General features: G+C 62.3%; 35 protein-coding genes. 3 read left to right on the top strand and 32 right to left on the bottom strand.

What is annotated here, in order from left to right; genetic code table 11:
• Positions 1–4 precede the first annotated feature (4 nt).
• The 3 genes from RQH62_RS13060 to lepA all read right to left on the bottom strand — a co-directional run bounded on the left by RQH62_RS13060 (position 5) and on the right by lepA (position 2727).
• Positions 5–340: a DUF2322 family protein gene (locus RQH62_RS13060; RefSeq protein WP_311269178.1), complete on the bottom strand. Its 336-nt coding sequence runs from the start codon at positions 338–340 to the stop codon at positions 5–7.
• A 69-nt stretch (positions 341–409) separates the two neighbouring features.
• Entirely contained in the window at positions 410–913 is a 504-nt protein-coding gene (locus tag RQH62_RS13055) for a hypothetical protein (RefSeq protein ID WP_311269177.1), read from the bottom strand.
• Between the two features lie 5 nt (positions 914–918).
• On the bottom strand, positions 919–2727 hold the full coding sequence (gene lepA, locus RQH62_RS13050) for a translation elongation factor 4 (RefSeq protein ID WP_311269315.1): 1809 nt from the start codon (positions 2725–2727) through the stop codon (positions 919–921).
• A 186-nt stretch (positions 2728–2913) separates the two neighbouring features.
• Here lepA and RQH62_RS13045 point away from each other — a divergent pair, with 186 nt between their 5' ends.
• Positions 2914–3675: a CsgG/HfaB family protein gene (locus tag RQH62_RS13045; RefSeq protein WP_311269176.1), complete on the top strand. Its 762-nt coding sequence runs from the start codon at positions 2914–2916 to the stop codon at positions 3673–3675.
• Between the two features lie 60 nt (positions 3676–3735).
• Here RQH62_RS13045 and RQH62_RS13040 read toward each other — a convergent pair whose 3' ends face one another.
• The 29 genes from RQH62_RS13040 to rpsL all read right to left on the bottom strand — a co-directional run bounded on the left by RQH62_RS13040 (position 3736) and on the right by rpsL (position 22672).
• The gene (locus tag RQH62_RS13040; protein ID WP_311269175.1) at positions 3736–4773 is read right to left on the bottom strand and encodes an acyltransferase; all 1038 of its coding nucleotides are present in this window, start codon (positions 4771–4773) and stop codon (positions 3736–3738) included.
• A 105-nt stretch (positions 4774–4878) separates the two neighbouring features.
• Positions 4879–5409, bottom strand: a complete 531-nt coding sequence (locus RQH62_RS13035; RefSeq protein WP_311269174.1) for an ATPase — start codon at positions 5407–5409, stop codon at positions 4879–4881.
• A gap of 34 nt (positions 5410–5443) precedes the next feature.
• The gene (locus tag RQH62_RS13030; protein WP_311269173.1) at positions 5444–6100 is read right to left on the bottom strand and encodes an adenylate kinase; all 657 of its coding nucleotides are present in this window, start codon (positions 6098–6100) and stop codon (positions 5444–5446) included.
• A 53-nt stretch (positions 6101–6153) separates the two neighbouring features.
• A complete protein-coding gene (gene secY / locus RQH62_RS13025; RefSeq protein ID WP_184269429.1) occupies positions 6154–7518 on the bottom strand; it encodes a preprotein translocase subunit SecY in 1365 nt (454 codons plus the stop codon).
• Between the two features lie 193 nt (positions 7519–7711).
• A complete protein-coding gene (gene rplO / locus RQH62_RS13020; RefSeq protein WP_311269172.1) occupies positions 7712–8251 on the bottom strand; it encodes a 50S ribosomal protein L15 in 540 nt (179 codons plus the stop codon).
• A gap of 355 nt (positions 8252–8606) precedes the next feature.
• Positions 8607–8786 (bottom strand): 50S ribosomal protein L30, encoded by a 180-nt coding sequence (gene rpmD, locus RQH62_RS13015; protein WP_056691667.1) that lies wholly within the window; start codon positions 8784–8786, stop codon positions 8607–8609.
• Positions 8787–8791: 5 nt separating this feature from the next.
• Positions 8792–9508 carry a 30S ribosomal protein S5 gene (rpsE, locus tag RQH62_RS13010; RefSeq protein ID WP_184269425.1) on the bottom strand — a complete coding sequence of 239 codons (717 nt, stop codon included), beginning with the start codon at positions 9506–9508 and terminating at the stop codon, positions 8792–8794.
• A gap of 2 nt (positions 9509–9510) precedes the next feature.
• On the bottom strand, positions 9511–9876 hold the full coding sequence (gene rplR, locus RQH62_RS13005; protein ID WP_311269171.1) for a 50S ribosomal protein L18: 366 nt from the start codon (positions 9874–9876) through the stop codon (positions 9511–9513).
• Position 9877: 1 nt separating this feature from the next.
• Positions 9878–10411 (bottom strand): 50S ribosomal protein L6, encoded by a 534-nt coding sequence (gene rplF / locus RQH62_RS13000; RefSeq protein WP_311269170.1) that lies wholly within the window; start codon positions 10409–10411, stop codon positions 9878–9880.
• Positions 10411–10806, bottom strand: a complete 396-nt coding sequence (gene rpsH, locus RQH62_RS12995) for a 30S ribosomal protein S8 (RefSeq protein ID WP_311269169.1) — start codon at positions 10804–10806, stop codon at positions 10411–10413. Before rpsH ends, rplF begins: the two co-directional genes overlap by 1 nt.
• 12 nt (positions 10807–10818) lie before the next feature.
• A complete protein-coding gene (rpsN, locus tag RQH62_RS12990) occupies positions 10819–11124 on the bottom strand; it encodes a 30S ribosomal protein S14 (protein ID WP_007707881.1) in 306 nt (101 codons plus the stop codon).
• 52 nt (positions 11125–11176) lie between these two features.
• Positions 11177–11749, bottom strand: a complete 573-nt coding sequence (rplE, locus tag RQH62_RS12985; protein ID WP_120250987.1) for a 50S ribosomal protein L5 — start codon at positions 11747–11749, stop codon at positions 11177–11179.
• The gene (rplX, locus tag RQH62_RS12980) at positions 11749–12060 is read right to left on the bottom strand and encodes a 50S ribosomal protein L24 (RefSeq protein WP_311269168.1); all 312 of its coding nucleotides are present in this window, start codon (positions 12058–12060) and stop codon (positions 11749–11751) included. Before rplX ends, rplE begins: the two co-directional genes overlap by 1 nt.
• On the bottom strand, positions 12060–12428 hold the full coding sequence (rplN, locus tag RQH62_RS12975; RefSeq protein WP_056691686.1) for a 50S ribosomal protein L14: 369 nt from the start codon (positions 12426–12428) through the stop codon (positions 12060–12062). Before rplN ends, rplX begins: the two co-directional genes overlap by 1 nt.
• A 166-nt stretch (positions 12429–12594) precedes the next feature.
• The gene (gene rpsQ, locus RQH62_RS12970; protein WP_006960320.1) at positions 12595–12858 is read right to left on the bottom strand and encodes a 30S ribosomal protein S17; all 264 of its coding nucleotides are present in this window, start codon (positions 12856–12858) and stop codon (positions 12595–12597) included.
• Between the two features lie 13 nt (positions 12859–12871).
• Positions 12872–13075, bottom strand: a complete 204-nt coding sequence (gene rpmC, locus RQH62_RS12965; RefSeq protein ID WP_007707894.1) for a 50S ribosomal protein L29 — start codon at positions 13073–13075, stop codon at positions 12872–12874.
• Positions 13076–13078: 3 nt separating this feature from the next.
• Positions 13079–13510: a 50S ribosomal protein L16 gene (rplP, locus tag RQH62_RS12960; protein WP_179043900.1), complete on the bottom strand. Its 432-nt coding sequence runs from the start codon at positions 13508–13510 to the stop codon at positions 13079–13081.
• Between the two features lie 21 nt (positions 13511–13531).
• Positions 13532–14227, bottom strand: a complete 696-nt coding sequence (gene rpsC / locus RQH62_RS12955) for a 30S ribosomal protein S3 (RefSeq protein ID WP_184269414.1) — start codon at positions 14225–14227, stop codon at positions 13532–13534.
• 4 nt (positions 14228–14231) lie between these two features.
• Complete coding sequence (gene rplV, locus RQH62_RS12950; RefSeq protein WP_184269412.1) at positions 14232–14618, bottom strand: 50S ribosomal protein L22; 387 nt, start codon at positions 14616–14618, stop codon at positions 14232–14234.
• On the bottom strand, positions 14618–14893 hold the full coding sequence (rpsS, locus tag RQH62_RS12945) for a 30S ribosomal protein S19 (protein WP_056691701.1): 276 nt from the start codon (positions 14891–14893) through the stop codon (positions 14618–14620). Before rpsS ends, rplV begins: the two co-directional genes overlap by 1 nt.
• A 5-nt stretch (positions 14894–14898) precedes the next feature.
• Entirely contained in the window at positions 14899–15735 is an 837-nt protein-coding gene (rplB, locus tag RQH62_RS12940; RefSeq protein WP_311269166.1) for a 50S ribosomal protein L2, read from the bottom strand.
• Positions 15736–15746: 11 nt separating this feature from the next.
• On the bottom strand, positions 15747–16061 hold the full coding sequence (locus RQH62_RS12935; RefSeq protein WP_184269406.1) for a 50S ribosomal protein L23: 315 nt from the start codon (positions 16059–16061) through the stop codon (positions 15747–15749).
• Positions 16054–16677, bottom strand: a complete 624-nt coding sequence (rplD, locus tag RQH62_RS12930; RefSeq protein ID WP_311269165.1) for a 50S ribosomal protein L4 — start codon at positions 16675–16677, stop codon at positions 16054–16056. Before rplD ends, RQH62_RS12935 begins: the two co-directional genes overlap by 8 nt.
• Positions 16678–16679: 2 nt before the next feature.
• The gene (gene rplC / locus RQH62_RS12925; protein ID WP_184269402.1) at positions 16680–17429 is read right to left on the bottom strand and encodes a 50S ribosomal protein L3; all 750 of its coding nucleotides are present in this window, start codon (positions 17427–17429) and stop codon (positions 16680–16682) included.
• Positions 17430–17717: 288 nt separating this feature from the next.
• Positions 17718–18026, bottom strand: coding sequence for a 30S ribosomal protein S10 (gene rpsJ, locus RQH62_RS12920; RefSeq protein WP_007686587.1), 309 nt, complete (start codon positions 18024–18026; stop codon positions 17718–17720).
• Between the two features lie 208 nt (positions 18027–18234).
• Positions 18235–19425 carry an elongation factor Tu gene (tuf, locus tag RQH62_RS12915; protein ID WP_311269164.1) on the bottom strand — a complete coding sequence of 397 codons (1191 nt, stop codon included), beginning with the start codon at positions 19423–19425 and terminating at the stop codon, positions 18235–18237.
• 137 nt (positions 19426–19562) lie between these two features.
• On the bottom strand, positions 19563–21656 hold the full coding sequence (fusA, locus tag RQH62_RS12910) for an elongation factor G (protein WP_311269163.1): 2094 nt from the start codon (positions 21654–21656) through the stop codon (positions 19563–19565).
• Positions 21657–21816: 160 nt separating this feature from the next.
• The gene (gene rpsG / locus RQH62_RS12905; RefSeq protein ID WP_184269396.1) at positions 21817–22287 is read right to left on the bottom strand and encodes a 30S ribosomal protein S7; all 471 of its coding nucleotides are present in this window, start codon (positions 22285–22287) and stop codon (positions 21817–21819) included.
• Between the two features lie 13 nt (positions 22288–22300).
• Complete coding sequence (rpsL, locus tag RQH62_RS12900; protein WP_311269162.1) at positions 22301–22672, bottom strand: 30S ribosomal protein S12; 372 nt, start codon at positions 22670–22672, stop codon at positions 22301–22303.
• Positions 22673–23197: 525 nt separating this feature from the next.
• Here rpsL and RQH62_RS12895 point away from each other — a divergent pair.
• Both RQH62_RS12895 and RQH62_RS12890 read left to right on the top strand, forming a co-directional pair.
• A complete protein-coding gene (locus tag RQH62_RS12895) occupies positions 23198–24367 on the top strand; it encodes a M23 family metallopeptidase (protein ID WP_311269161.1) in 1170 nt (389 codons plus the stop codon).
• Positions 24348–24731 (top strand): polymer-forming cytoskeletal protein, encoded by a 384-nt coding sequence (locus RQH62_RS12890; protein WP_311269160.1) that lies wholly within the window; start codon positions 24348–24350, stop codon positions 24729–24731. The genes RQH62_RS12895 and RQH62_RS12890 overlap by 20 nt, the downstream gene beginning before the upstream one ends.
• The last annotated feature ends 184 nt before the right edge of the window (positions 24732–24915 follow it).

The following is a 24915-nucleotide window of genomic DNA, read 5'->3' as shown; positions in this document are numbered from 1 at the left end:
CTCGTCACTGGTCGGCGGCAACGACCTGGATCGACAAAGACTCGCCATCTGCCACGATCGCAAGCAAGCGATCGACATTGGGATGTGCACCCGGACGGTTGCGGGCGTCTGGCACATGTTCGGCGAACAGCGCCAGCCCATGATCGGCAGCGTCGGCATCCAATGCGCCAAATGCCCCCGCCAGATAATGGTAAACCGCCAGCGATCCCTGCTTGCCCGGCTGGTTCTCGATGCTGGCGACCAGTGCGCCAACGGGGTCGAACAGGTCTATCCGCGCCACGCCCTCGATCGACGGCAGTTGCGCCAGATTATCCTTGAAGCTCGTCCCCGGTTGAATCATCGCCCGTCTCTTTCCTGTCTATGAATCGTCTGGGCGCGGGCCTCTAACAGCTTCCGAACATATCCGCCATCATATGCCCGCCGACTGGTGCCGCGCGGACATCGCCCTTCCCCTGACGGCCGCCAGCACATCGCCGGCCAGCCGCGCATAATCGGCGCAGGCGCGCTGCATCGCCACTTCCGCGCCATCGCCGCGCAACTGGCCGAAACATTGGCGGTTCTGCGCCGCACGCATCTGGCGCAGGCGGGCGCGGCTTTCCACCGCCAGCCCCAGTTGCGGCCCGGTGCGCCGCCACGCCTCTGCTGCGCTGAAGATGCGGCGCCCCGGATGGATGCCGGGATCGCGTCCCGCCGTCGCACCCAGCCGATCGACCCGTCCCGCTTCCACGATCAGATCGGTCAGGAACAGGTCCAGTTCGCGCAGGCCGTTGCCGATCAGCTTTGCCGGCATGGCATCGCGGCGGCGCGTGGCCGCATCGGGACAGAGGCCCAGCGACATGCCGTTGGACAGAAACGCGGCGGCGCGCTGGATGTGAGCGACCTGCCCCGCAATGGCTGCGCAGCGGTCGCTCATGCCGGTCAGCTTTCGTCGCCCATGCGCAGCGCGGCGATGAACGCTTCCTGCGGAATCTGGACGCTGCCATATTCACGCATGCGCTTCTTGCCTTCCTTCTGCTTGTCGAGCAGCTTCTTCTTGCGGCTGATGTCGCCGCCATAGCATTTGGCGGTCACATCCTTGCGCATCGCCGCGATCGTCTCACGCGCGATCACCTTGCCGCCGATCGCTGCCTGAATCGGTATCTTGAACAAATGGCGGGGGATCAGATCCTTCAGCCGCTCGCACATGCCGCGACCGCGCGATTCCGCGGTGCCGCGATGGACGATCATGCTCAGCGCATCGACCGGCTCTGAATTGACCATGATGCTCATCTTGACCAGATCGCCCTCGCGATAGCCGATCTGATGATAGTCGAAGCTGGCATAGCCGCGGCTGATGCTCTTCAGGCGATCGTAGAAGTCGAAGACCACTTCGTTGAGCGGCAGTTCATAGGTCACCTGCGCGCGACCGCCGACATAGGTCAGGTTCTTCTGGATGCCGCGCCGGTCCTGGCAGAGTTTCAGGATCGAACCGAGATACTCGTCGGGGCAATAGATGATCGCCTCGATCCACGGCTCCTCGATCTCGTCGATCTTGGTCGGGTCGGGCATGTCGGCCGGATTGTGCAGCTCGATCTCGCCCGCGCCATAAGTGAGCTGGATCTTGTACACCACCGACGGCGCGGTGGTGATGAGGTCGAGGTCATATTCGCGCGTCAGCCGCTCCTGAATAATCTCCAGATGGAGCAGACCCAGGAAGCCGCAGCGGAAGCCGAAGCCAAGCGCGGCGCTGCTTTCCATCTCGAAGGAGAAGCTGGCGTCGTTGAGGCGCAGCTTGCTGATCGAATCGCGCAGCTTGTCGAAGTCGTTCGCATCGACCGGGAACAGGCCGCAGAACACCACCGGCTGCACTTCCTTGAAGCCCGGCAGCGGCGTCGTCGCCCCATTCTTCACCGTGGTGATGGTATCACCGACGCGGGTCTGGGCGATTTCCTTGATCTGCGCGGTGATGAAGCCGATTTCACCAGCCGCCAGTTCGGGCAGCTGTTCGATCTTGGGTCGCATGCAGCCGACGCGGTCGATCAGATGTTCGGTGCCGCCGATCATGAACTTGATCGCCTGCCCCTTTTTGATGACGCCATTGATCACGCGGACGAGGATGACGACACCCAGATAAGGGTCGTACCAGCTGTCGACCAGCATCGCTTCCAGCGGCGCATTGCGATCGCCTTTGGGCGGCGGGATCTTGTTGACGACGGCTTCCAGGATATCGTCGATGCCGATGCCGGACTTGGCGCTGGCCAGCACGGCTTCCGACGCATCGAGGCCGATGACGTCCTCGATTTCCTTGCGCACCTTTTCCGGTTCGGCGGCGGGCAGGTCGATCTTGTTCAGCACCGGCACGATCTCATGATCATGCTCGATCGACTGATAGACGTTCGCCAGCGTCTGCGCTTCCACGCCCTGCGCCGCGTCCACGACCAGCAGCGCGCCCTCGCACGCGGCCAGACTGCGCGACACTTCATAGGCGAAGTCGACATGGCCCGGCGTGTCCATGAGGTTCAGCTCATAGGTTTCGCCATTTTTGGCGGTATAGTCGAGGCGCACCGTCTGCGCCTTGATGGTGATGCCGCGCTCCTTTTCGATGTCCATATTGTCCAGGACTTGGGCGCTCATCTCACGGTCGGTCAGGCCGCCGGTGCGTTGGATCAGGCGGTCGGCCAGCGTCGATTTGCCATGGTCGATATGCGCAATGATCGAAAAATTACGGATGTGGGACAGATCGGTCATCGGCGCCCGATAGCAGCGATTCGCCGCGCTGTCAGCAGGATCGCGCACAGGCCGGATTCCATGACAAAGCCCGTCATTTGCGCACCGCTTTGCTTGGAAGCGATTGACCCCTGTGATATCTATTCGCAGGAACGGGGCAACGATTTTCAAACTCAAGCAACAAACGGGGTTCTTGAAATGCGTGGAATGACAAAGCTGACCATGGCGGCTGCGTGCCTGGCCATGGTTGCACCGCAGGCGATGGCGGCAGACAAGGGTTCGTCGGGTCGTCAGGCCCAGACCAAGAAGCAGATGGAAATCCCGCGCTGCACCAAGCGCCTTGGCACCGTCGCCATCGTCGAGCCGGATAATCAGTGGTGGCGCGAACTGAACCTGGGCAGCCCCGAAGCGATCATCAAGCTGTTCGTGCAGCAGTCCGGCTGCTTCGGCATCGTCAATCGCGGCCGATCGATGGCCAGCCGCAACATGGAACGCGCCATGGCGGATTCCGGCGAATTGCAGGCCGGCTCCAATCTGGGCAAGGGTCAGGTGAAAGCGGCCGACTATTTCATTCAGCCCGACATCGTGACCACCAACAAGAATAGCGGTGGCAATGCCATCGGCGGTCTGGTCGGCGGTTTCCTGGGCGGGCGCACGCTGGGCGCGCTGGCCGGCGGCATCTCGATCAAGAAGAGCGAGGCCAATGTCATGCTGTCCGTGGTGAACGCGCGCACGACCGAGGAAGAAGTGATGGCCGAGGGCTATTTCCGCAAGTCGGACCTCAGCTTCGGCGGTGGCGGCGGCCTTGGCTGGATGGGCGGCCTCGCGGCGGTCGGCGGCGGCGGCTATCAGAACACGGATATCGGTCAGGTGATCGTGCTGGCCTATCTCGACGCTTACACGAAGATGGTCACGCAAATGGGCGGCCTGCCTGAAAATGCGGCCGCTGCGGCGCCGGTCGCCCAGTAAAGCAATCTCTATCCGATCAGGAAAAGGGCGCGGCCGGTGACGGCGGCGCCCTTTTTCGTATCAGCCCTGACTCGGCGCGATGTCGATCGGCACCAGCCGCGTCTCGCGCCGGCGCTTCCACCAGCTGATGATCGCTTCACCCGCCGGACGTTCCACCAGCCGGTTGATCGCTGTGCCCAGCGTCAACGCCACCAAGAAAGCGGCGGCGAAACCGATCCAGGGGCTGTAGCCTGCCTTGGCGAACTCCAGCATCACGACGAAACCGACATGCTGGTGGATCAGGTAAAAGCTGTAGCTGATCCCGCCCAGCCAGACGAGCGGCCGAAGGCTGAGGAAGCGCAGATGGCCGTGGATCAGCGCCACGAAGCTCGCCACCAGCACGCATCCCACGACGGTCACGTCCCATGTCTCCATCGTCGCGATCGAGAGCAGGGCGAGCGCTGCATAGGGAATTTGCTGCCGCAACGTCCGCTGTCCCGACCAGACCCGATAGGCCAGCATCCCGATGACGAAGAAGGGCGTGTAGCGCAGCACCAGCAGCATCACGATCCGTTCGGGCATGTCGGGCCACAGCCAGTAGAGCCAGCGCGCCGCCAGCCACAGGATCAGCATCGGCTCCAGCCGCCGGATGCCGACGAACTTCCACATCGCAATCATGCAGAAATAGAAGGCGATCTCCACCGTCAGCGTCCAATAGGCGCCGTCCACCTCCGGCATGAAGGCAAAGCCCTGCAACATGGTGAAATTGGCGAAAATCGCGACCGGTCCGATCAGCAACTGGGTCGCATGGGCCAGATATTCGATCGACAGCGTCAGCAGCATTGCCACCAGATAGGCGGGATAGAGCCGGGCAAAACGATTGACCACGAAATCGGCGACCGTGCGGATGCGATCCAGCGTGAAGAAGATCGCGAAGCCCGAAATGGTGAAAAACAGCAGGACGCGATAATTGCCGCCCGGAAAGCTGAAGGGCACATGGCTCGCCTGCGGAAACAATTCGTGGAAGCGCGTGGAATAATGGAAGATCAGCACGCACAGCGCGCCGATGCCCCGCAAAGCGTCCAATTCCGTCAAACGGCCACGGGATGATCCAACCATGGCCCCCTATAGCAACAACGGAGCAACGAATCCGTTATGATCGTGGTTAACGTCCCGGTTGGCCGTGCTTTTTCTTTGCTGCTTTCTTTCCGGCGGCGTGCCAGTTCAGGACGGCGGCCTTTCGGCGGCGCGCTTCAGCCCGTGCAACTGTTCGGCCAGCACCTGATCGACCACCGGTGCGATGGCCGCCGCTTCACCGCGCAGATAGCCGCCCACCACATAGGTCATGGCGACCTTCACGCCCTTCCCCGCTGGCGTGATGACCAGATCCAGCGTGCCGACGGCTGCGTCGGCCTGCAACGGCCCCAGCGCGCCGGACAGGCGCAGCCGCTTGCCCGGCATGGCCTGGACGACGCGGGCATGTTCGACCGATCCCTGCTGCGCCGGCAGCGCTTCGCAGAAACAGCCGCCCGCCCGCGCATCGATCGCCATGTTCGCCGAATCGCCGCTATAAGTATGACTGTCGCTCCACCAGCGCCCCGGCACGATCAGCAAGGCATAGACAGTCGCCGCATCGGTCGCGATCTCCACGCTGCTTTCCGTTACGAAACCCGCGTCGCTACTAGCCGTAACAGCAGCATGGGCCGGCACAGCCATCGCCGCACCAGCCCATGCCAATAGTCCAATCCTGCGCATGTCACCCCTCCCCGCTTAGGGCAGGGAGACTAGCTCAGGCCGCGTCGCCGTCCAAGATGGCGGCAATCGCGACGGTCACGTCGTTCATGTCCGCCATGCCGTCCACCCGCGCCACGATGTCCCGCGATTCATAGATCGGCAGGATCGGCGCCGTCTTGGCGCGATATTCGGCCATGCGCGTGCGCACCGTTTCCTCATTGTCGTCCGGGCGGCGCTTGAACTCATGCCCGTGGCACTTGTCGCACTCGCCCTCGACCTTGGGGGTCTTGAACGTGTCATGATAGCCCGCGCCACAGCTGGCGCAGGTGAAGCGGCCAGTGATGCGCTCGACCAGCGCGTCCTCGTCCACTTCCAGTTCGATCACATGGTCGAGCGTGCGGTTGCGGTCGCCCAAAATCGTATCGAGCGAATGGGCCTGCGCCTCCGTCCGGGGATAGCCGTCAAAGATCACGCCGGTATCCGGTGCCAGCGCGTCGAGCGCCTCGCCGATGATACCCGACACGACTTCGTCGGGCACCAGCGCACCCGATTCCATCAGCGCCTTGGCCTGAAGACCGACGGGTGTTCCCGCCTTTACCGCCGCGCGCAGCATGTCCCCTGTCGACAGCTGCACCATGCCACGATCGTCAACCAGCCGAGTCGCCTGGGTACCTTTCCCGGCACCCGGAGGGCCAAGCAGAATGATATTCATTGCGCGCATACTCCCCTGTTCGTTGCGCTGTAATCAGAGTCTCGAAACGCCCCTCAGCGCAGTCGACCCTTGAGCTTCGCCTTCTTGATCAGATCGCCATATTGATGGGCGAGCAGATGGCTCTGAATCTGGGTCACGGTGTCGACCGTAACATTGACGACGATCAGCAGGCTAGTCCCACCAAGGTAGAAGGGAATGCCCGCCCGCGCGATGGCGAATTCCGGCACCAGGCAGATGAAGGCCAGATAGGCCGCGCCGATGACGGTGATGCGCGTCAGCACATAATCCAGATAATTTTCGGTATTCTTGCCCGGACGAATGCCGGGAATGAAGCCACCATTGCGCTTCAGATTGTCGGCCGTCTCTTCCGGATTGAACACCACGGCGGTGTAGAAGAAGCAGAAGAAGACGATGCCGAGGCCATAAAGGCCCATATAGACCGGGCTGCCATGCGACAGATACTGGTTCAGCGTCAGGACGAAGTCGCCCCACTTGCTTTCACCCGCGACCGTCTGACCGGCGAACTGCGAGATGGTCAGCGGCATCAGCAGCAGCGACGACGCAAAGATCGGCGGGATCACGCCAGCGGTGTTGACCTTGAGCGGAAGATGGCTGCGATCCGCCTGCATCAGGCCCTGACGCGTCTGGCGCTTGGGATACTGGATCAGGACGCGGCGCTGGGCACGCTCCATGAAGCAGATCAAAAGGATGAGGCCGACAGCCATCACCATGACCAGGAAGATCAGCAGGCCCGAGATCGAGCCTTCGCTGCCCGACTTGAACAGGTTGCTGAGCGTCACCGGCAACTGGGCGACGATGCCCGCCATGATGATGAGCGACACGCCGTTGCCGATGCCGCGCGAGGTGATCTGCTCACCCAGCCACATCAGGAACATGGTGCCGCCGATCAGCGAGACGACCGCGGTCAGGCGGAACAGCAGGCCCGGCTCGATCACCGCCTGCATGCCCTGCTGGGCACCGAAGCCCTCCAGGCCCACGGCGATGAAATAGCCCTGCACCGCGGTCAGGCCGACGGTGCCGTAGCGCGTCCACTGATTCATCTTCTTGCGGCCGCTTTCGCCTTCCTTCTTGATCGCCGCAAGCTGCGGCGAAAGGCTGGAGGCGAGCTGCACCACGATCGACGCGGTAATATAAGGCATAACGCCCAGCGCGATCAGGCTCATGCGCGACAGCGACCCACCCGAGAAGGTGTTGAAGATGTCGAGGATGCCGCCGTTGGTCTGGCTGTACAGCTGCGACAGGGCGGTCGGATCGACGCCGGGCAGCGGCACGAAGCTGAGGAAACGGAAGACGATCAAGGCGCCCAGCGTGAACCACAGGCGCTTCTTGAGGTCGGTCGCCTGGCTGAACTTCGCGAGGCTGAGATTGGATGCGAGCTGGTCGGCTCTCGATGCCATGGTGGCTGCCCTTCAAATCACTCTTGCCCGGATATCGAACCGGGCCGGAATCGGATTCCCCTTAACGGGGAGGTGGGGCGCTGTCGAACCGGGAATTGCCGCTTATGCGACAAACAGCGTCCCCCGATGCACAAGACCCCGCCGACCCATATCGGGCAGCGGGGTCATGCTTGCAAGACTGTCAGACCTTAAATCAGGCCTTCGCAGCGGCCTTCTTGGCGGCGAGGGTGGTGCCCTTCTTCGCCTTGGCCTTCTCGGCAGCCGGAACGACTTCGATCACGTCGACCTTGCCACCCGCCTTTGCGACGGCTTCGACGGCACTCTTCGACGCGCCGGCGACCAGGAAGCTGACCTTGGCGGTCAGTTCACCCTTGGCGAGCAGACGGACGCCGTCCTTGCCACCGCGGGTCAGGTTGGCGGCGTTCAGAGCGGCCTGGTCGATGGTTGCGTTGGCGTCCAGCTTGCCGGCGTCAATCGCCTTCTGCACGGCGCCCAGGTTCACGATCGCATAGTCGTTCGCGAAGATGTTGTTGAAGCCGCGCTTCGGGATGCGCATGTGGAGCGGCATCTGGCCACCCTCAAAGCCGTTGATGCTGACGCCCGAGCGCGCCTTGGCACCCTTCTGACCGCGACCGGCGGTCTTGCCCTTGCCCGAGCCAATGCCGCGGCCTACGCGCATGCGCCCCTTGCGGGCGCCAGCATTGTCGTTGATGTCGTTGAGCTTGAAAGTCATGATGTGCACTCGCTTTCGCTTGGTTCGCGCTGAATGGAAGCGGCGCCCATAGCGGGATGCGGGGTGCTTGTCACCCCCTAAAGCGGCGGATGCCCCTGCGCGATGATGGCGGACAATTGCCGCTTAACTTCGCACATTTCCCGCTGATTCCGACATTCCGTATCCAATGTTGGAAACTATGTTTCAACGACTTGGGTTGCCCTGGCCAATTCTCGACTTCGCTCGAAGAAAACGGAGGCAGTATATCCGGCACGAGCCATGTAGGACAGCGCGCCCTCCCCCCACCGCTGAACGCAGAAAGGGCCGATTCGCCTGCGCGAATCGGCCCTTTGCTGTTTTTCAGAAGTGGGAAGGCTTAGCCTTCGACCACTGCCACCATGTGGGGCAGCTTCTTGATGGCACCGCGGACTTCCGCCGTGTCTTCCAGCTCAACCACGCGGTTCATCTTGCCAAGGCCCAGGCCGATCAGAATCTTCTTCTGGTCGGCGGGGCGACGGATCGGCGAACCGATCTGCTTGATCTTGATCTTCGCCATGTCAGTTACTCCGCAATCGCTTCGGCATCAGCCTGCGCGACGTCGGCCGAGGCGCCACCGCGACGCAGAAGGTCGGCGACCTTCTTGCCACGGCGCTGCGCCACCGACTTCGGGCTGGTCTGTTCGACCAGAGCCGCGAAGGTCGCACGGATCATGTTATAGGGGTTCGACGTGCCGTTCGACTTGGTCACGACGTCAGCGACGCCGAGGCTTTCGAACACAGCGCGCATCGGACCACCGGCGATGATACCCGTACCGGCCGGGGCCGAACGGACAGTCACCTTGCCGGCACCGAAGTGGCCGAGACCGTCATGATGCAGGGTGCGGCCTTCCTTCAGCGGAACGCGAACCATTGCCTTCTTGGCAGCGGCCGTCGCCTTGCTGATGGCTTCAGGCACTTCGCGCGCCTTGCCATGACCGAAGCCTGCACGGCCCTTGCCATCGCCGACGACGACCAGAGCAGCGAAACCGAAGCGCTTACCGCCCTTGACGGTCTTCGAGACGCGGTTGATGTGAACCAGCTTCTCGATCAGCTCTTCGCCCTGCTCCTCGTCGCGGTTGCCGCGACGGTCGTCGCGACGACCACGGCCGCCACGCTCGCCACGGTTGCGATCGCCACCGCCACGGTTGCCACGGCCACGGCCGGGACCACGACCTTCGGTCGGTGCGCCTTCGCCACCCTCAACGGGTGCGACGACTTCGTTGGTGTTTTCGTCAGCCATGATCAGAACTCCAGCCCGGCTTCACGGGCCGCATCGGCCAGCGCCTTGACGCGGCCATGGAACAGGAAGCCACCACGATCGAACACGACCTTGGTGATGCCAGCGGCGGTCGCCGCAGCGGCGACGCGCTTGCCGACATCGGCAGCGGCTTCAGACGAGGCGCCGGTCTTGCCCAGAGCCTTCGAACCGACTTCCTTGTCCAGGGTCGAAGCGGCGGCGACGGTCTTGCCGGCGACGTCGTCGATGACCTGGGCATAGATATGCTGGCCCGAACGATGGACGCTGAGGCGCGGACGGGTGCCCGAAACAGCCTTGAGCGCGGTGCGAACGCGGCGACGACGCCGCGCGAAGAGGGAAAGCTTTGCCATCTTACTTCTTCTTCCCTTCCTTGCGGAAGATGAACTCGCCGGCGTACTTGATACCCTTGCCCTTATAGGGTTCGGGCTTGCGCCAGCGGCGGATCTCGGCAGCAACCTGACCCACCTTCTGCTTGTCGATGCCGCTGATCTCGACCGTGGTGTTATCCGGGGTCTTGATCTCGATACCTTCCGGCACGTCGAAGTCGACGTCATGCGAATAGCCGAGCTTCAGGTTCAGAACCTTGCCCTTGGCATCCGCGCGATAACCGACACCGGTGATCAGCAGTTTCTTGGTGTAGCCTTCGGTCACGCCAGTGATCAGGTTGGCAACCAGGGTGCGCTGCATGCCCCAGAAAGCGCGAGCGCGCTTGCTGTCATTGGCAGGCTTCACCGCGATCACACCGTCTTCGATGCTGTAGGTGACTTCGTCGGCCAGCGGCAGCGACAGGGTGCCCTTGGGCCCCTTTACCGACAGCTGACCGTCGGCGATGGCCGCAGTGACGCCCGCAGGGACGGCAACCGGCTTCTTACCAGTACGGCTCATCAGAACACCTCCGCCAGCACTTCGCCGCCGACATTCTGCTCACGCGCTTCGGCGTCGGACAGAACGCCGCGAGGCGTCGAGACAATGGTGATGCCCAGACCGTTGCGAATCACCGGAAGTTCCTTCGAACCCGAATATACGCGGCGGCCAGGCTTGGACACGCGGGCGACATGCTTGATCGCCGGCTGACCTTCGAAATATTTCAGCTCGATGCGCAGGCCAGGATGCTGGCCAAGCAGCTCTTCGGAATAGCCACGAATGTAGCCTTCACGCTGGAGCACGTCGAGCACGCGGGCGCGCAGCTTGGAAGCGGGGGACACAACGCTGTCCTTCTTCGCCTGCTGCCCGTTGCGGATGCGGGTGAGCATATCACCCAGGGGATCGGTCAATGCCATCTCAAATGATCCTTACCAGCTCGACTTGGTGACGCCGGGGATCAGGCCCTTGTTGGCCAGATCACGCAGCTGCACGCGGCAGAGGCGGAATTTGCGGTAGTAAGCGCGGGGACGCCCCGTCAGTTCGCAGCGGTTCCGAACGCGGGTCGGATTGCCGTTGCGGGGGATCTCCGCCATCTTCAGACGCGCGATCAGACGATCGCTGTCATCGGCCGCGGTATCATTCGCGATCGCCTTGAGCTTTGCATAACGGCCGGCATATTTCTTCACCAGCTTCTTGCGGCGCTCGTTCTTGTTGATCGAACTCAGTTTCGCCATGACTTAAGTTCTCTTCCTTAGCTTAAGCGTTGGGAGAGAAGCGGGGCCTAAATTAGGCCGCCTGCTTCTCTTCAATCGGGAAGGGGAAGCCGAAGAGGCGCAGCAGTTCGCGCGCTTCATCGTCCGTCTTCGCCGAGGTGGTCACGATGATATCCATGCCGCGCACCTTGTCGACGCGGTCATAGCTGATCTCCGGGAAGATGATCTGCTCCTTGATACCGAAGGCATAGTTGCCACGGCCATCGAAGCTCTTCGGGTTCAGACCACGGAAGTCGCGCACGCGCGGCAGAGCGATGTTGATCAGGCGATCAACGAACTCGTACATACGCTCACGACGCAGCGTGACCTTCGCACCGATCGGCATGCCTTCACGCAGCTTGAACTGCGCGATCGACTTCTTCGCCTTGGTGATGACGGGCTTCTGACCAGCGATCAGCTCCATCTCTTCGGCGGCCGAGGTGACCTTCTTCTTGTCCTGGGTCGCTTCGCCCACGCCCATGTTGAGCGTGATCTTTTCGATCCGGGGGATTTCCATGACGTTCTTGTAACCGAACTTCTCGGTCATCGCCTTGACGATTTCGGCGTCATACTGCGCCTTCGAGCGCGGCGTAAACTTCTCGGCCATTACAGCACCTCACCGGACTTGACGGCGACGCGGACCTTCTTGCCGTCGCGATCCTCGAAACGGACGCGGGTCGGCTTGCCATCCGTATCGGCGACAGCGACGTTCGAAATGTGGAGCGGCGCAGGCTTGCGCTCGATGCCACCCTGCGGGTTCGCCTGGTCGGGCTTGCGATGCTTGGCATGCACATTGATGCCTTCCACCAGGACCTTGTCGTCCTTCGGCATCACCTGAAGAACAGCGCCGGTACGGCCCTTGTCCTTGCCAGCCAGGACGACGACCTTGTCGCCCTTCTTGATCTTAGCAGCGCTCATTACAGCACCTCGGGAGCAAGGCTGATGATCTTCATGTGCTTCTTGGCGCGCAGCTCGCGAACGACCGGGCCAAAGATACGGGTGCCGATCGGCTCCTCGTTCTTGTTGATGAGCACAGCGGCGTTACCGTCGAAACGGATGACCGAACCGTCTGCACGGCGGATATCCTTGGCGGTACGCACGATGACGGCACGATGCACGTCACCCTTCTTCACCTTACCACGAGGCGCAGCTTCCTTGATCGAGACGACGATGATGTCGCCCACGCCAGCGAAGCGACGCTTCGAGCCGCCCAGCACCTTGATGCACTGGACGCGCTTGGCGCCGCTGTTGTCAGCGACGTCAAGATTGGATTGCATCTGGATCATAGATCCGGTTCCTTCTTATTTGGCCTACCGGGGCAATTCCCGGCGGTTCCGAATTCATCTGCCTAGAGCCCGGTGACTCTACGCGAAGCGCGGGCCTGTAACCCTTTCCGAAGGAAAAGGCCAGCCCCGCGCCGCATTTTTCACCGAAGGCTCAGCGAGCCTGCCCTTAAGCAGCCGTTTCCGGCGACTTGTGGGTGTCCACGCGCTCGATGACCTTCCAGGTCTTCAGCTTGGAAATCGGAGCGGTCTCTTCGATTCGGACCGTTTCGCCTTCCTTGTAGACATTGCCCTCGTCATGGGCATGGTACTTCTTCGAGCGGCGGATGATCTTGCCGTAGAGCGCATGCTTTACCTTGCGCTCCACACGAACCACCACCGTCTTGTCGGTCTTGTCGGAAACCACCGTTCCCGTCAGCACGCGCTTGGGCATCGTGTAGTTTCCTTTACTTCGCAGCCGAGCGGTTACGCTCGGTCTGCAGGGTCTTGATCTGAGCGATCGACCGACGGACTTCCTTCACGCGGCTGGGCTTTTCCAGCTGGTTGGTGGCCGCCTGGAAGCGCAGATTGAACTGCTCACGCTTCAGGTTGTTGAGTTCGGTCGACAGTTCGTCGTCCGTCTTGGTCTTGAGGTCTGCGACGTTAGCCACGGCTTAACCCTCCAGGTGCGAGGTGTCGCCGAGGCGGGCGACAACCTTCGTCTTGATGGGCAGCTTCATCGCGGCGCGCGAGAAGGCCTCTGCTGCGAGCGGACCGGGCACGCCGTCCAGTTCGAACAGGATGCGGCCCGGCTTGACGCGAGCAGCCCAATATTCGACCGAACCCTTACCCTTACCCTGACGGACTTCGGCAGGCTTCTTCGAAACCGGCACGTCGGGGAACACGCGGATCCACAACCGGCCCTGACGGCGGATGTGGCGGGTGATCGCACGGCGGGCCGCTTCGATCTGGCGGGCGGTGACGCGCTCGGGTTCCAGAGCCTTCAGACCATAGGAGCCGAAGTTCAAAGCCGAGCCACCCTTGGCATCGCCCTTGATCCGACCCTTGAAGGTCTTGCGGAACTTCATTTTCTTCGGTTGCAGCATGACGCTATTACCTTCTTATCTTCAGCGCGCCGGGCGCACGCCGGAGGTCTGAGCCTCCAGCATCAGCCGGTCGGTGGCCATCGGATCGTGACCAAGGATTTCGCCCTTGAAGATCCAGACCTTGATGCCGCACACGCCATAGGCGGTGTGTGCCGTGGCTTCGGCATAGTCGACGTTCGCACGCAGCGTGTGCAGCGGAACGCGGCCTTCGCGATACCATTCGACGCGGGCGATCTCTGCGCCGCCCAGACGGCCGCCGCAGGTGATCTTGATGCCTTCGGCGCCCAGACGTAGGGCCGACTGCACCGCACGTTTCATGGCGCGACGGAAAGCGACGCGGCGTTCCAGCTGGTCAGCGATGCCCTGTGCGACGAGCTTCGAATCGATTTCCGGCTTGCGGATTTCGACGATGTTCAGCGACACGTCGGACGACGTCAGCGCGCCGAGCTTGCGACGCAGCTTTTCGATGTCCGCGCCCTTCTTGCCGATGATGACGCCCGGACGGGCGGCATAGATCGACACGCGGCACAGCTTGGCCGGACGCTCGATGACCACCTTCGAGATCGCTGCCTGCGGCAGGTTCTTGAAGATGAACTGGCGGATCTTGAGATCCTCCAGCAGCAGGCGACCATAGTCGGCGCCTTCGGCGAACCAGCGGCTGTCCCAGGTACGGTTGATCTGGAGACGCAGACCGATCGGATTGCTCTTGTGACCCATGTGCTTACGCCTCCGCTTCTTCGCCAGCTTCACGCACGACGATGCGCACGCGGCTGAAGGGCTTGAGGATACGGGTCGACTTGCCGCGGCCGCGAGCGTGGAAGCGCTTCAGGGTGAAGCTCTTGCCCACCGATGCTTCCGCGACGACCAGCGAGTCGACGTCGAGATTGTGGTTGTTTTCCGCATTGGCGATGGCCGAAGCCAGCACCTTGCGCACGTCGACAGCCATGGCCTTCTTCGAGAAGGTCAGGATGTTCAGCGCGTCTTCGACCTTGCGGCCACGGATCAGCGTAGCAACCAGGTTCAGCTTCTGGGCCGAACCACGGATCTGCGTGCCGACGGCCAGAGCCTCATTGTCGGCGACGCGACGGGGTGCCTTAGGCTTGCTCATTAGCGCTTGCCCTTCTTGTCGGCGGCGTGGCCGGGGAAGAAGCGGGTCGGGGCGAATTCGCCCAGCTTGTGACCCACCATATCCTCGTTCACGGAAACCGGAACATGCTTACGGCCGTTATAGACGCTGAACGTCAGGCCGACGAACTGCGGCAGGATGGTGGAACGACGCGACCAGGTCTTGATCGGCGCACGGCCACCCGCGTCCTGCGCGGCTTCCGCCTTCTTCAGAAGGCTGAGGTCCACGAACGGACCTTTCCAGACGGAACGAGCCATCTCGCTTACCTCTTCTTCTTCGCGTGGCGGCTACGGATGATGAACTTGTCCGTCGCCTTGTTGTGGCGGGTGCGTGCACCCTTGGTCGGCTTGCCCCAGGGGGTAACCGGATGACGGCCGCCCGAGGTCCGGCCTTCACCACCACCATGCGGGTGATCGACCGGGTTCTTCGCAACACCGCGCGTCAGAGGGCGGATGCCGTTCCAACGGTTGCGGCCAGCCTTGGCAAGATTGGTGTTGCCGTTGTCGGGGTTCGACACGGCGCCAATGGTGCCCATGCAGTCCGAACGGATGTAGCGCTGCTCACCCGACGACAGACGCACCATGACCATGCCACGGTCGCGACCGACCAGCTGGGCATAGGTGCCTGCCGAACGGCAGAGCTGCGCGCCCTTGCCCGGCTTCATTTCGATGTTGTGGATGATCGTGCCGACCGGCATCTGACCCAGTTCCATCGCGTTGCCCGGCTTCACGTCGGTCTTCTTGCCGGCGATGACCTTGTCACCGGGGGCAAGACGCTGCGGCGCGATGATATAGGCCTGCGTACCGTCGGGATAGTTCACCAGCGCGATGAAGGCGGTGCGGTTGGGGTCATATTCCAGACGCTCGACCGTACCTTCGACATCCCACAAGCGACGCTTGAAGTCGATGATACGATAGCGCTGCTTATGACCGCCACCGATACCACGCGAGGTCACATGACCCTTGTTGTTACGACCACCGGTCTTGCGCTTGCCTTCGGTCAGCGCCTTGACGGGCTTGCCCTTGTGCAGGCTGGACTTGTCGACGAGGATCAGGCCACGCTGGGCCGGGCTCGTCGGGTTATAGTGCTTGAGTGCCATCTATCCTGCCCTCAGATACCGGTGGTGATGTCGATCGACTGGCCTTCGGCCAGCGTGACAATCGCCTTCTTGACGTCGTTGCGCTTGTAGGGCTTGCCCTTCCAGCGCTTGACCTTGCCCTTCTGCACCAGCGTGTTGACCGCCTTCACGGTCACGCCGAACAGGGCTTCAACGGCAGCCTTGATTTCCGGCTTGGACGCATCGCCCGCAACCTTGAAAACCACGGCATTGTTTTCGCTGAGAAGAGTCGACTTCTCGGTGATGTGCGGGGCGACAACGACGTCATAATGACGGTTGGCAACGACCGCGGCTTCTTTCTTAGCCATTGAAACGGGCCTCCAGCTTTTCGACCGCGGCGCGGGTGAGCACCAGCGAGTCGGCCTTCAGGATGTCATAGACATTGGCGCCAACGGCAGGGAGCAGGTCCACGCCGATGATGTTCGCCGAAGCCTTCGCGAAGCTGACGTTCACGGCGTCGCCGTCGATGAACAGCACCTTGTTCAGGTTCAGCTTGGCCAGGTTGGCGACCAGCGCCTTGGTCTTGCCTTCGGCGACGTCCAGGCTGTCGATGATCGTCAGCGTGCCGGCCTTCACCTTCGAAGACAGCGCCATCTTCAGACCCAGCGCGCGAACCTTCTTGTTCAGCGAGGGGTTGAAGTCGCGGACGCGGGCACCGTGAGCCTTACCACCGCCGATGAAGATCGGAGCGCGGCGATCGCCGTGACGAGCGGTACCGCCGCCCTTCTGGCGACCGAACTTCTTGCCGGTGCGGGCGACGTCGGAACGCTCGCGAGTACCGCGGGCGGTGCCACGACGCTTTTCGAGCTGCCAGGTGACGACGCGGTGCAGGATGTCGGCGCGCGGTTCCAGACCGAACACGTCGTCATTCAGCTCCAGTTCGCCGGCGGCCTGCGCGTCGAGGGTCTGTACATTGACCTTCATGATTAGCCCTCCTGGCCTTCGGTCGCTTCGGGAGCGGCTGCTTCAGCAGGCGTTTCCGCAGCGGTGTTGCTGTTGGCGGCAGCCTTCAGGCTGGCCGGGTACGGCGCGTCGGCCGGGCGCTTCACCTTGACGGCGTCGCTGACGGTCAGCCAGGTGCCCTTGGCACCGGGGACCGAACCCTTGACGAACAGCAGGCCACGCTCGACGTCCGTGCGGACGATTTCGAGGTTCTGCTGCGTACGTTCGCGGTCACCCATGTGGCCGGCCATCTTCTTGTTCTTGAAGACGCGACCCGGATCCTGACGGTTACCAGTCGAACCATGGGCACGGTGGCTGATCGACACGCCGTGCGTGGCGCGCATACCGCCGAAGCCCCAGCGCTTCATGGCACCGGCAAAACCCTTACCCTGGGTATGACCGGCAACGTCGACCAGCTGGCCGGCGATGAAATGGTCAGCGGCGATTTCGGCGCCGACGTCGAGGAGCGCATCCTCGGCGACGCGGAATTCGACCAGGCGAGCCTTCGGCTCGACTTCGGCCTTGGCGAAGTGGCCACGCTGCGGCTTGGCGACATTCTTCACCTTGGCAACGCCGGCACCGAGCTGGACGGCCACATAGCCATCGCTGTCGACATCCTTGCGTGCCACGACCTGATTGCCCTCAAGGGCCAGAACCGTAACGGGAATATGACGTCCGTCCTCCTGGAACAGACGGGTCATCCCGACTTTCTTTGCGATCACGCCAGTGCGCATCACTTGTTACTCCACATAGAGGCCCGCCTTAGCAGCGGGCGTATCCAACGAAAAAACCGCTCAGCATCTCTGCTTCGCGGCCCAACCCAAATTATAGATCACCCCGTCCGGGTTGGATGCCACCCCCTCTCGGGAACGGCGACGGAGGACCAGAACCACGAGCCTGTCCGGTTTACCGGAGAGGCCGTGCGGTATCCCTGTGTCGTGTGAGCTTCCGCCTCATCCAAAAGAGAGAGGCAAAATACCCGATACCCTGCCCTCCGATGGAAGGCAGGGACTTGCCGGCGCTTAGGCCAGCTTGATTTCGACGTTGACGCCGGCCGCGAGGTCCAGCTTCATCAGCGCGTCGACCGTCTGCGGCGTCGGCTGCACAATGTCAAGCATACGCTTGTAGGTGCGGACTTCGAACTGCTCGCGCGACTTCTTGTCGATGTGCGGACCACGGTTGACCGTGAACTTTTCGATGCGCGTCGGAAGGGGAATCGGACCGCGGATGAGGGCGCCGGTGCGGCGGGCGGTGTCGGCGATGTCGCCGGTCGCCTGATCGAGCACGCGATGATCGAACGCCTTGAGACGAATGCGGATATTGCTGTCCATAGTTCCTGTACCGATGCGAAAGAGCCAAAACGCAGCGCGTTTTCAAAAATCAGCCGGAGCAGCCGATGATTTACAAAAATGCGCCAACCAAAAAATATCCGCCCCGCAAACTACCCTTCTAGCTCATGCGAGCCGGAGAAAGGCGATCCGGGGCGGTTAAAATCCTCAGCGGCGCGAATCAGGCGATTCGCGCCGCTGCGGTCCTATATTACTTCGAGATCGTGCCGACAACCCCTGCGCCGACGGTACGACCGCCTTCACGGATGGCGAAGCGCAGACCCGGATCCATGGCGATCGGGGCGATCAGCTTGATGCCGAGCTTCACGTTGTCGCCAGGCATGACCATTTCGGTGCCTTCGGGCAGGATCACTTCGCCGGTCACGTCGGTGGTGCGGAAGTAGAACTGCGGACGATAGTTCGCGAAGAACGGGGTGTGACGGCCGCCTTCTTCCTTCGACAGCACGTACACTTCGGCGTCGAATTCGGTGTGCGGGGTGATGGTGCCGGGCTTGGCCAGAACCTGACCACGCTCAACTTCTTCACGCTTCGTGCCGCGCACCAAGGCACCGATGTTGTCGCCTGCACGACCTTCGTCGAGCAGCTTGCGGAACATTTCCACGCCGGTGACAGTGGTCTTGGTGGTGTTCTTGAGGCCGACGATCTCGACTTCTTCACCAACCTTGATGATGCCGGTTTCGACGCGGCCGGTCACGACCGTACCACGACCCGAGATCGAGAACACGTCTTCGATCGGCATCAGGAAGGGCTTGTCAACCGGACGCTCCGGCTGCGGGATGAAGCTGTCGACGGCAGCCATCAGCTTGAGAACGGCGTCATGGCCGATTTCAGGCGTCTTGTCCTGAAGGGCGGCAACGGCCGAACCGGGGATGACGGGAATGTTGTCGCCGTCGAAATCGTAGCTGCTGAGCAGCTCGCGGATTTCCAGTTCGACCAGCTCGAGGATTTCGGCGTCGTCGACCAGATCGACCTTGTTCATGAACACGACGAGCTGCGGAACGCCAACCTGACGGGCGAGCAGGATGTGCTCACGGGTCTGGGGCATCGGGCCGTCGGTGGCCGAAACGACCAGGATCGCGCCGTCCATCTGGGCCGCACCGGTGATCATGTTCTTCACATAGTCAGCGTGACCCGGGCAGTCGACGTGCGCATAGTGGCGGGCTTCGGTTTCATATTCGACGTGGGCGGTCGAAATGGTGATGCCGCGCTCACGCTCTTCGGGGGCCTTGTCGATGTTGTCGTACGACGTGAAGGTCGCGCCGCCGGTTTCGGCCAGCACCTTGGTGATCGCTGCGGTCAGCGAGGTCTTGCCATGGTCGACGTGACCGATGGTGCCGATGTTGCAGTGCGGCTTATTCCGCTCAAACTTAGCCTTAGCCATTTTATCCTACCTTCTAATCAAAATCAGCTTGGGTCTGACCGCTCGGCCGCGCCTCGCGAAGGCGCGTCCATAGCAGCAAATTTACAGATTACCAGCCCCTAACCGAGCCGCTTGCACGGCTCGGCGCGGGAAAATCATCAGGCCATCTTCGCCTTGACTTCGTCCGCCACATTCTGCGGCACTTCGTCATAATGCGAGAAGGTCATCGAGTAGTTCGCACGCCCCTGGGTGAAGGAACGCAGCGAGTTCACATAGCCGAACATGTTCGCCAGCGGCACCATGGCCTCGACGATCTGTGCGTTACCGCGCGTGTCGGTGCCCTGGATCTGGCCACGACGGCTGTTCATGTCGCCAATGACGTCGCCCAGATATTCTTCCGGGGTCACGACTTCAACCTTCATGACCGGCTCAAGCAGGGTAATGCCCGACTTCTGGGCCGCTTCGCGCATCGCTGCACGACCGGTGATTTCGAAAGCCAGCGCCGACGAGTCGACGTCATGATAGGCGCCGTCGTACAGGTTGATTTCGAAGTCGATGATCGGGAAGCCGATCAGCGAGCCGGTGGCCGCCGTTTCGCGCATGCCCTTTTCAATGGCGGGGATATATTCCTTGGGAATATTGCCGCCCTTGATCTCATCCTTGAAGATGATGCCCGCGCCGCGTTCACCCGGCGTCAACTTCACCTTGATGCGGCCGAACTGGCCGGTGCCGCCCGACTGCTTCTTGTGGGTGTAGTCGACGTCGACGGCCTTCTTGAGATATTCGCGATAGGCCACCTGCGGCGCACCGACATTCGCCTCGACCTTGAACTCGCGCTTCATGCGGTCGACCAGGATTTCGAGGTGAAGTTCGCCCATGCCCTTGATGATGGTCTGGCCCGATTCGTGATCGGTCGACACGCGGAACGAAGGATCTTCGGCAGCCAGACGATTGAGCGCGACGCCCATCTTTTCCTGGTCGGCCTTGGTCTTGGGTTCCACCGACAGTTCGATGACCGGCTCGGGGAATTCCATCCGCTCCAGAATGATCGGCTGGCGCTCGGCGCACAGCGTATCACCGGTGGTGGTTTCCTTCATGCCAGCCAGCGCGACGATGTCGCCGGCATAGGCCGCATCGATATCTTCACGGCTGTTCGCATGCATCAGCAGCATGCGGCCGATCTTTTCCTTCTTGTCCTTGACCGAGTTCAGGTACGTGCCCTTGGTCAGGGTGCCCGAATAGACGCGCAGGAAGGTGAGCGAACCGACGAACGGATCGTTCATGATCTTGAACGCCAGGCCCGAGAAGGGCGCGTCGTCGGCGGTCGCACGGCTGTCAGGCTGTTCGGTGTCGGGATTGATGCCCTGCACGTCTTCAATGTCGAGCGGCGAAGGCAGATAGTCGACGACCGCGTCGAGCAGCGGCTGAACGCCCTTGTTCTTGAAGGCCGAACCGCACAGCACCGGCACGAAGGCCTGACCCAGCGTCCCCTTGCGGATCAGCTTCTTGAGGGTCGCGGTGTCGGGCTCATTGCCTTCCAGATAGGCTTCCATCGCCTCGTCGTCCTGTTCGACGGCGAGTTCGATCAGCTTTTCGCGATATTCGGCAGCCTTGTCCGCCAGGTCGGCCGGAATTTCCTCATAGGAGAATTCGGCGCCCAGGCTTTCATCCTTCCAGATGATCGCACGGTTTTCGACCAGGTCGACCAGGCCCTTGAAATCGGCTTCGGCGCCGATGGGCAGATACAGGACGGCCGGGGTCGCGCCCAGACGGTCGATGATCGTCTGCACGCAATAATAGAAATTGGCACCGGTGCGGTCGAGCTTGTTGATGAAGCACATCCGCGGAACCTTGTACTTGTCCGCCTGGCGCCACACGGTTTCCGACTGCGGCTCAACGCCGGCAACGCCGTCGAACGCGGCAACCGCACCGTCGAGCACGCGCAGCGAGCGTTCGACTTCGATGGTGAAGTCGACGTGGCCGGGGGTGTCGATGATGTTCAGGCGATGCTCGGGGCCCTTGCCCTCAGCCGCCTTCCACACGCAGGTCGTCGCAGCCGACGTGATGGTGATACCACGTTCCTGCTCCTGCTCCATCCAGTCCATGGTCGCGGCGCCGTCATGGACTTCGCCGATCTTGTAGGACTTGCCGGTGTAATAAAGGATACGCTCGGTCGTGGTGGTCTTGCCGGCGTCGATATGCGCCATGATACCGAAGTTACGATAATGTTCGAGCGGATGGCTGCGGGCCATGATGCTTCTCCGTTGCCGGCGCACCGGCGGTGAGGGGATTCGTGAATTCTGGGCGTGGCCCCTAAACCAATCCGTTCGCCATGGGTAGCCACCCATGGCGAACGGACCGATTTTGAGTGCCGAATGTCGAAACGGGCACCGAAACGGCGCCCGTCCGATATTACCAGCGGTAGTGCGAGAAGGCGCGGTTCGCTTCCGCCATGCGGTGCGTATCTTCGCGCTTCTTCACGGCATTGCCGCGGTTGTTGGCGGCGTCCAGCAGCTCACCCGACAGGCGCGCGGCCATCGTGGTTTCGCTGCGGTTGCGCGCGGCCGTGATCAGCCAGCGGATCGCCAGAGCCTGCGAACGTTCGGGACGAACTTCGACAGGCACCTGATAGGTCGCACCGCCGACGCGGCGGCTGCGGACTTCGATGCCGGGCTTCACATTGTTCAGCGCGTCATGGAACAGACCGATCGGATCCTTCTTAGCGCGGGTCTCGACAGTGTCGAGGGCACCATAGACGATCGATTCGGCAACGGCCTTCTTGCCGTCCTGCATGATGCTGTTCATGAACTTCGACAGCACGATATCACCGAACTTGGGATCGGGCAGGATGATGCGCTTTTCGGGGCGACGACGACGTGACATATTCTAGTCTCCCTTACTTCGGACGCTTCGCGCCGTACTTCGAACGGCTCTGCTTACGATCCTTGACGCCCTGGGTATCCAGAACGCCGCGCAGTACGTGGTAACGCACACCGGGAAGATCGCGTACGCGGCCGCCACGGATCAGCACAACGCTGTGTTCCTGAAGGTTGTGGCCTTCACCCGGAATGTAGGTGATGACTTCGCGCTGGTTGACCAGACGCACCTTCGCCACCTTACGAAGCGCCGAGTTCGGCTTCTTCGGGGTCGTCGTATAGACGCGGGTGCAAACGCCGCGCTTTTGCGGGTTCGCATCCATTGCAGGGACCTTGCTCTTGGCCTTCTGCAGCTCGCGGCCCTTGCGGACCAGCTGGTTGATTGTTGGCATGAAGCCCTTCACCTTTTTCAGTTACTTTACCTGGACGTCCCCGCGTTTTGCACCGTTCGGACGAGAGATTCGACCAAACAGCAAAGGCCCCGGTGGGCATAAGCCCCCTGGAGCCGCAAGAGCACCCGGCAATGTTCAGCTCTAAAAAGTGCCCGGCGAAAAAGACGGAAAGAGAGCGAGTCTCCCCACGTCCGGGCCGCTGGGCAGCCGCGCCTATAGCGATGCGCGCCGATCCGGTCAAGCAAGCCGCCCCATGACTTGGGCGCCGCGTCGGATGGCTGATTTCCAGCCCCTAAACGATGCCGCTTCAGAGCTGACAAACCATGGCGAAGAAGTGAAAAATTCCGTCATGTGCACGGAACCAACGCGCCCGATCCTCGTTTCGTCCCATTCGACCTTCGACTCGTCACGAGTCCGCCGCTGCGGATTCGCGCGCAAGGCAAAGCTTTGCTACCGGCCCCCGCGGGCAAAAGAAGCATTGTTTAGAGTCGCGGGGTCGCATTGTCGCATCAGAAGAAGAAGGGAATGGCCGGCCTTCGGGACCGGATCAACGCCCTCTGCCCTGAGCGGGAGATTTTCCTGCGCTCCGGTGGCCAGGTCAAATTCATCCGTATTTCCCGCCGCGCGCAACTCGCAGCGGCCGGCGCCCTGTCTGCCGCCTTGATCGGCTGGGCTGGCGTCACCGTCTCCATGCTTGCCAGCAGCGCCTCGGTCGAACAGCAGCGCGCCGCGCTCGCCCAGCAGGGCAAGTCCGTCGCCAGCGCCGCCAGCAAGGTGGAAGGTTATCGCCAGTCGGTCGAGGAATTGGCGGAGGATCTGAAGACCCGCCAGGACTTCATGGACGACCTCTACAAGACCCATTTCGGGGCGGAGGACGGCAATGCCGCCGGCGCCGATCTGGTCGGCGAAGAGAAGGCCAACGCAAAAGCCGCCGGGACTGAAAAGCTCGATACCAAGATCAGCATGGCGCCGGAAGCCGCGCCGCTGGTCAAGCTGGAACAGCGCCAGCGCCGCTTCGCCCTGCTGCTGACCCATGCGGTCGAGCGTCGCGCCGACAAGGCCGCCGCTGCCATCCGCAGCTTCGGCCTCAATCCCGATACCCTCGCCCGCAGCGCCGCCCGCGCGCAGGGCGGCCCCTTCGTCCCGTGGAAGGGCGACAAGGGCGCGATGACCGGCGAACTGGAAGATCTGGCCGACGCCATGTCGCGCATGGAATTTCTGGAGCGCAGCCTGCTCACCATCCCCTCAGGCCAGCCCACCGGATCGCCGATGCTGACCAGCAGCTACGGCTATCGCCGCGACCCGTTCAACGGCCATGCCGCCTTCCATGCCGGGCTGGACTTTCCCGGCCGCTACGGCCAGCCGATCAACGCGGCGGCCGATGGCAAGGTCAGCTATGTCGGCCAGCGCCAGGGCTATGGCAATGTAGTCGAGGTCGAACATGGCAACGGCATCATGACCCGCTATGCGCACCTGTCCGGCTTCGCCAGCCGCGTGGGTCAGAAGATCGCACGCGGCGACACGATCGGCCGCATGGGCTCGACGGGCCGCTCGACCGGCACCCATCTCCATTTCGAGGTCCGGCTGAACGGTCAGGCCGTCAATCCCCGCCCCTTCCTGGAGGCCCGCAAAGATGTTCTCCAAGTCCAGCAAATCGCCACGGCCCGTTTCGCCGATGTCCGCGACCGGGGGTAAGTCCATCCCCTTCTCGCTGATCGGCGGCGATGTCAGCATCGCCGGCAATCTGACCGCGAGCGTGGACCTGCATGTCGATGGCGTGATCGATGGCGACATCAGCTGCGCCGCTCTGGTGCAGGGACCGGACAGCCGCATCACCGGCCATGTCACCGCGCAGAGCGCCCGCCTCGCAGGCCTTGTCGACGGGTCGATCACGGCGGGCGAACTGGTGGTGGAAAGCAGTGCGCGCATCACTGGCGACGTCGTCTACGAACGGATCACGATCGAACCGGGCAGCCGCATCGAAGGCCGCTTCCGCCCCAAGGACAGCGACGCCCCGGCAGCCGAACTCAAGCTGATCGCCAACGACAGCGCGGGTTGAACCTTTCCAGCCCCCGTTCAGGCTGAGCCCTTCGCTTGCCTGCCAAGGCAGGCGCTCAGGATAAACTTGCCTCTGGCAAGTCGAAGCCCTCCGCTGAGCGTAGCGAAGTGCCTCCCTCCGGTCGGCCCAGCCCTTCGACTTCGCTCAGGGCGAACGGACTTGGGGGGGGGGGGGGGGGGGGGCC

The organism is Sphingobium sp. WCS2017Hpa-17 (genome assembly GCF_031843765.1).
GTDB lineage: Bacteria > Pseudomonadota > Alphaproteobacteria > Sphingomonadales > Sphingomonadaceae > Sphingobium.
Note: the sequence above shows the minus strand (reverse complement) of the source record. Positions and strands in the feature narration are given on the sequence as shown.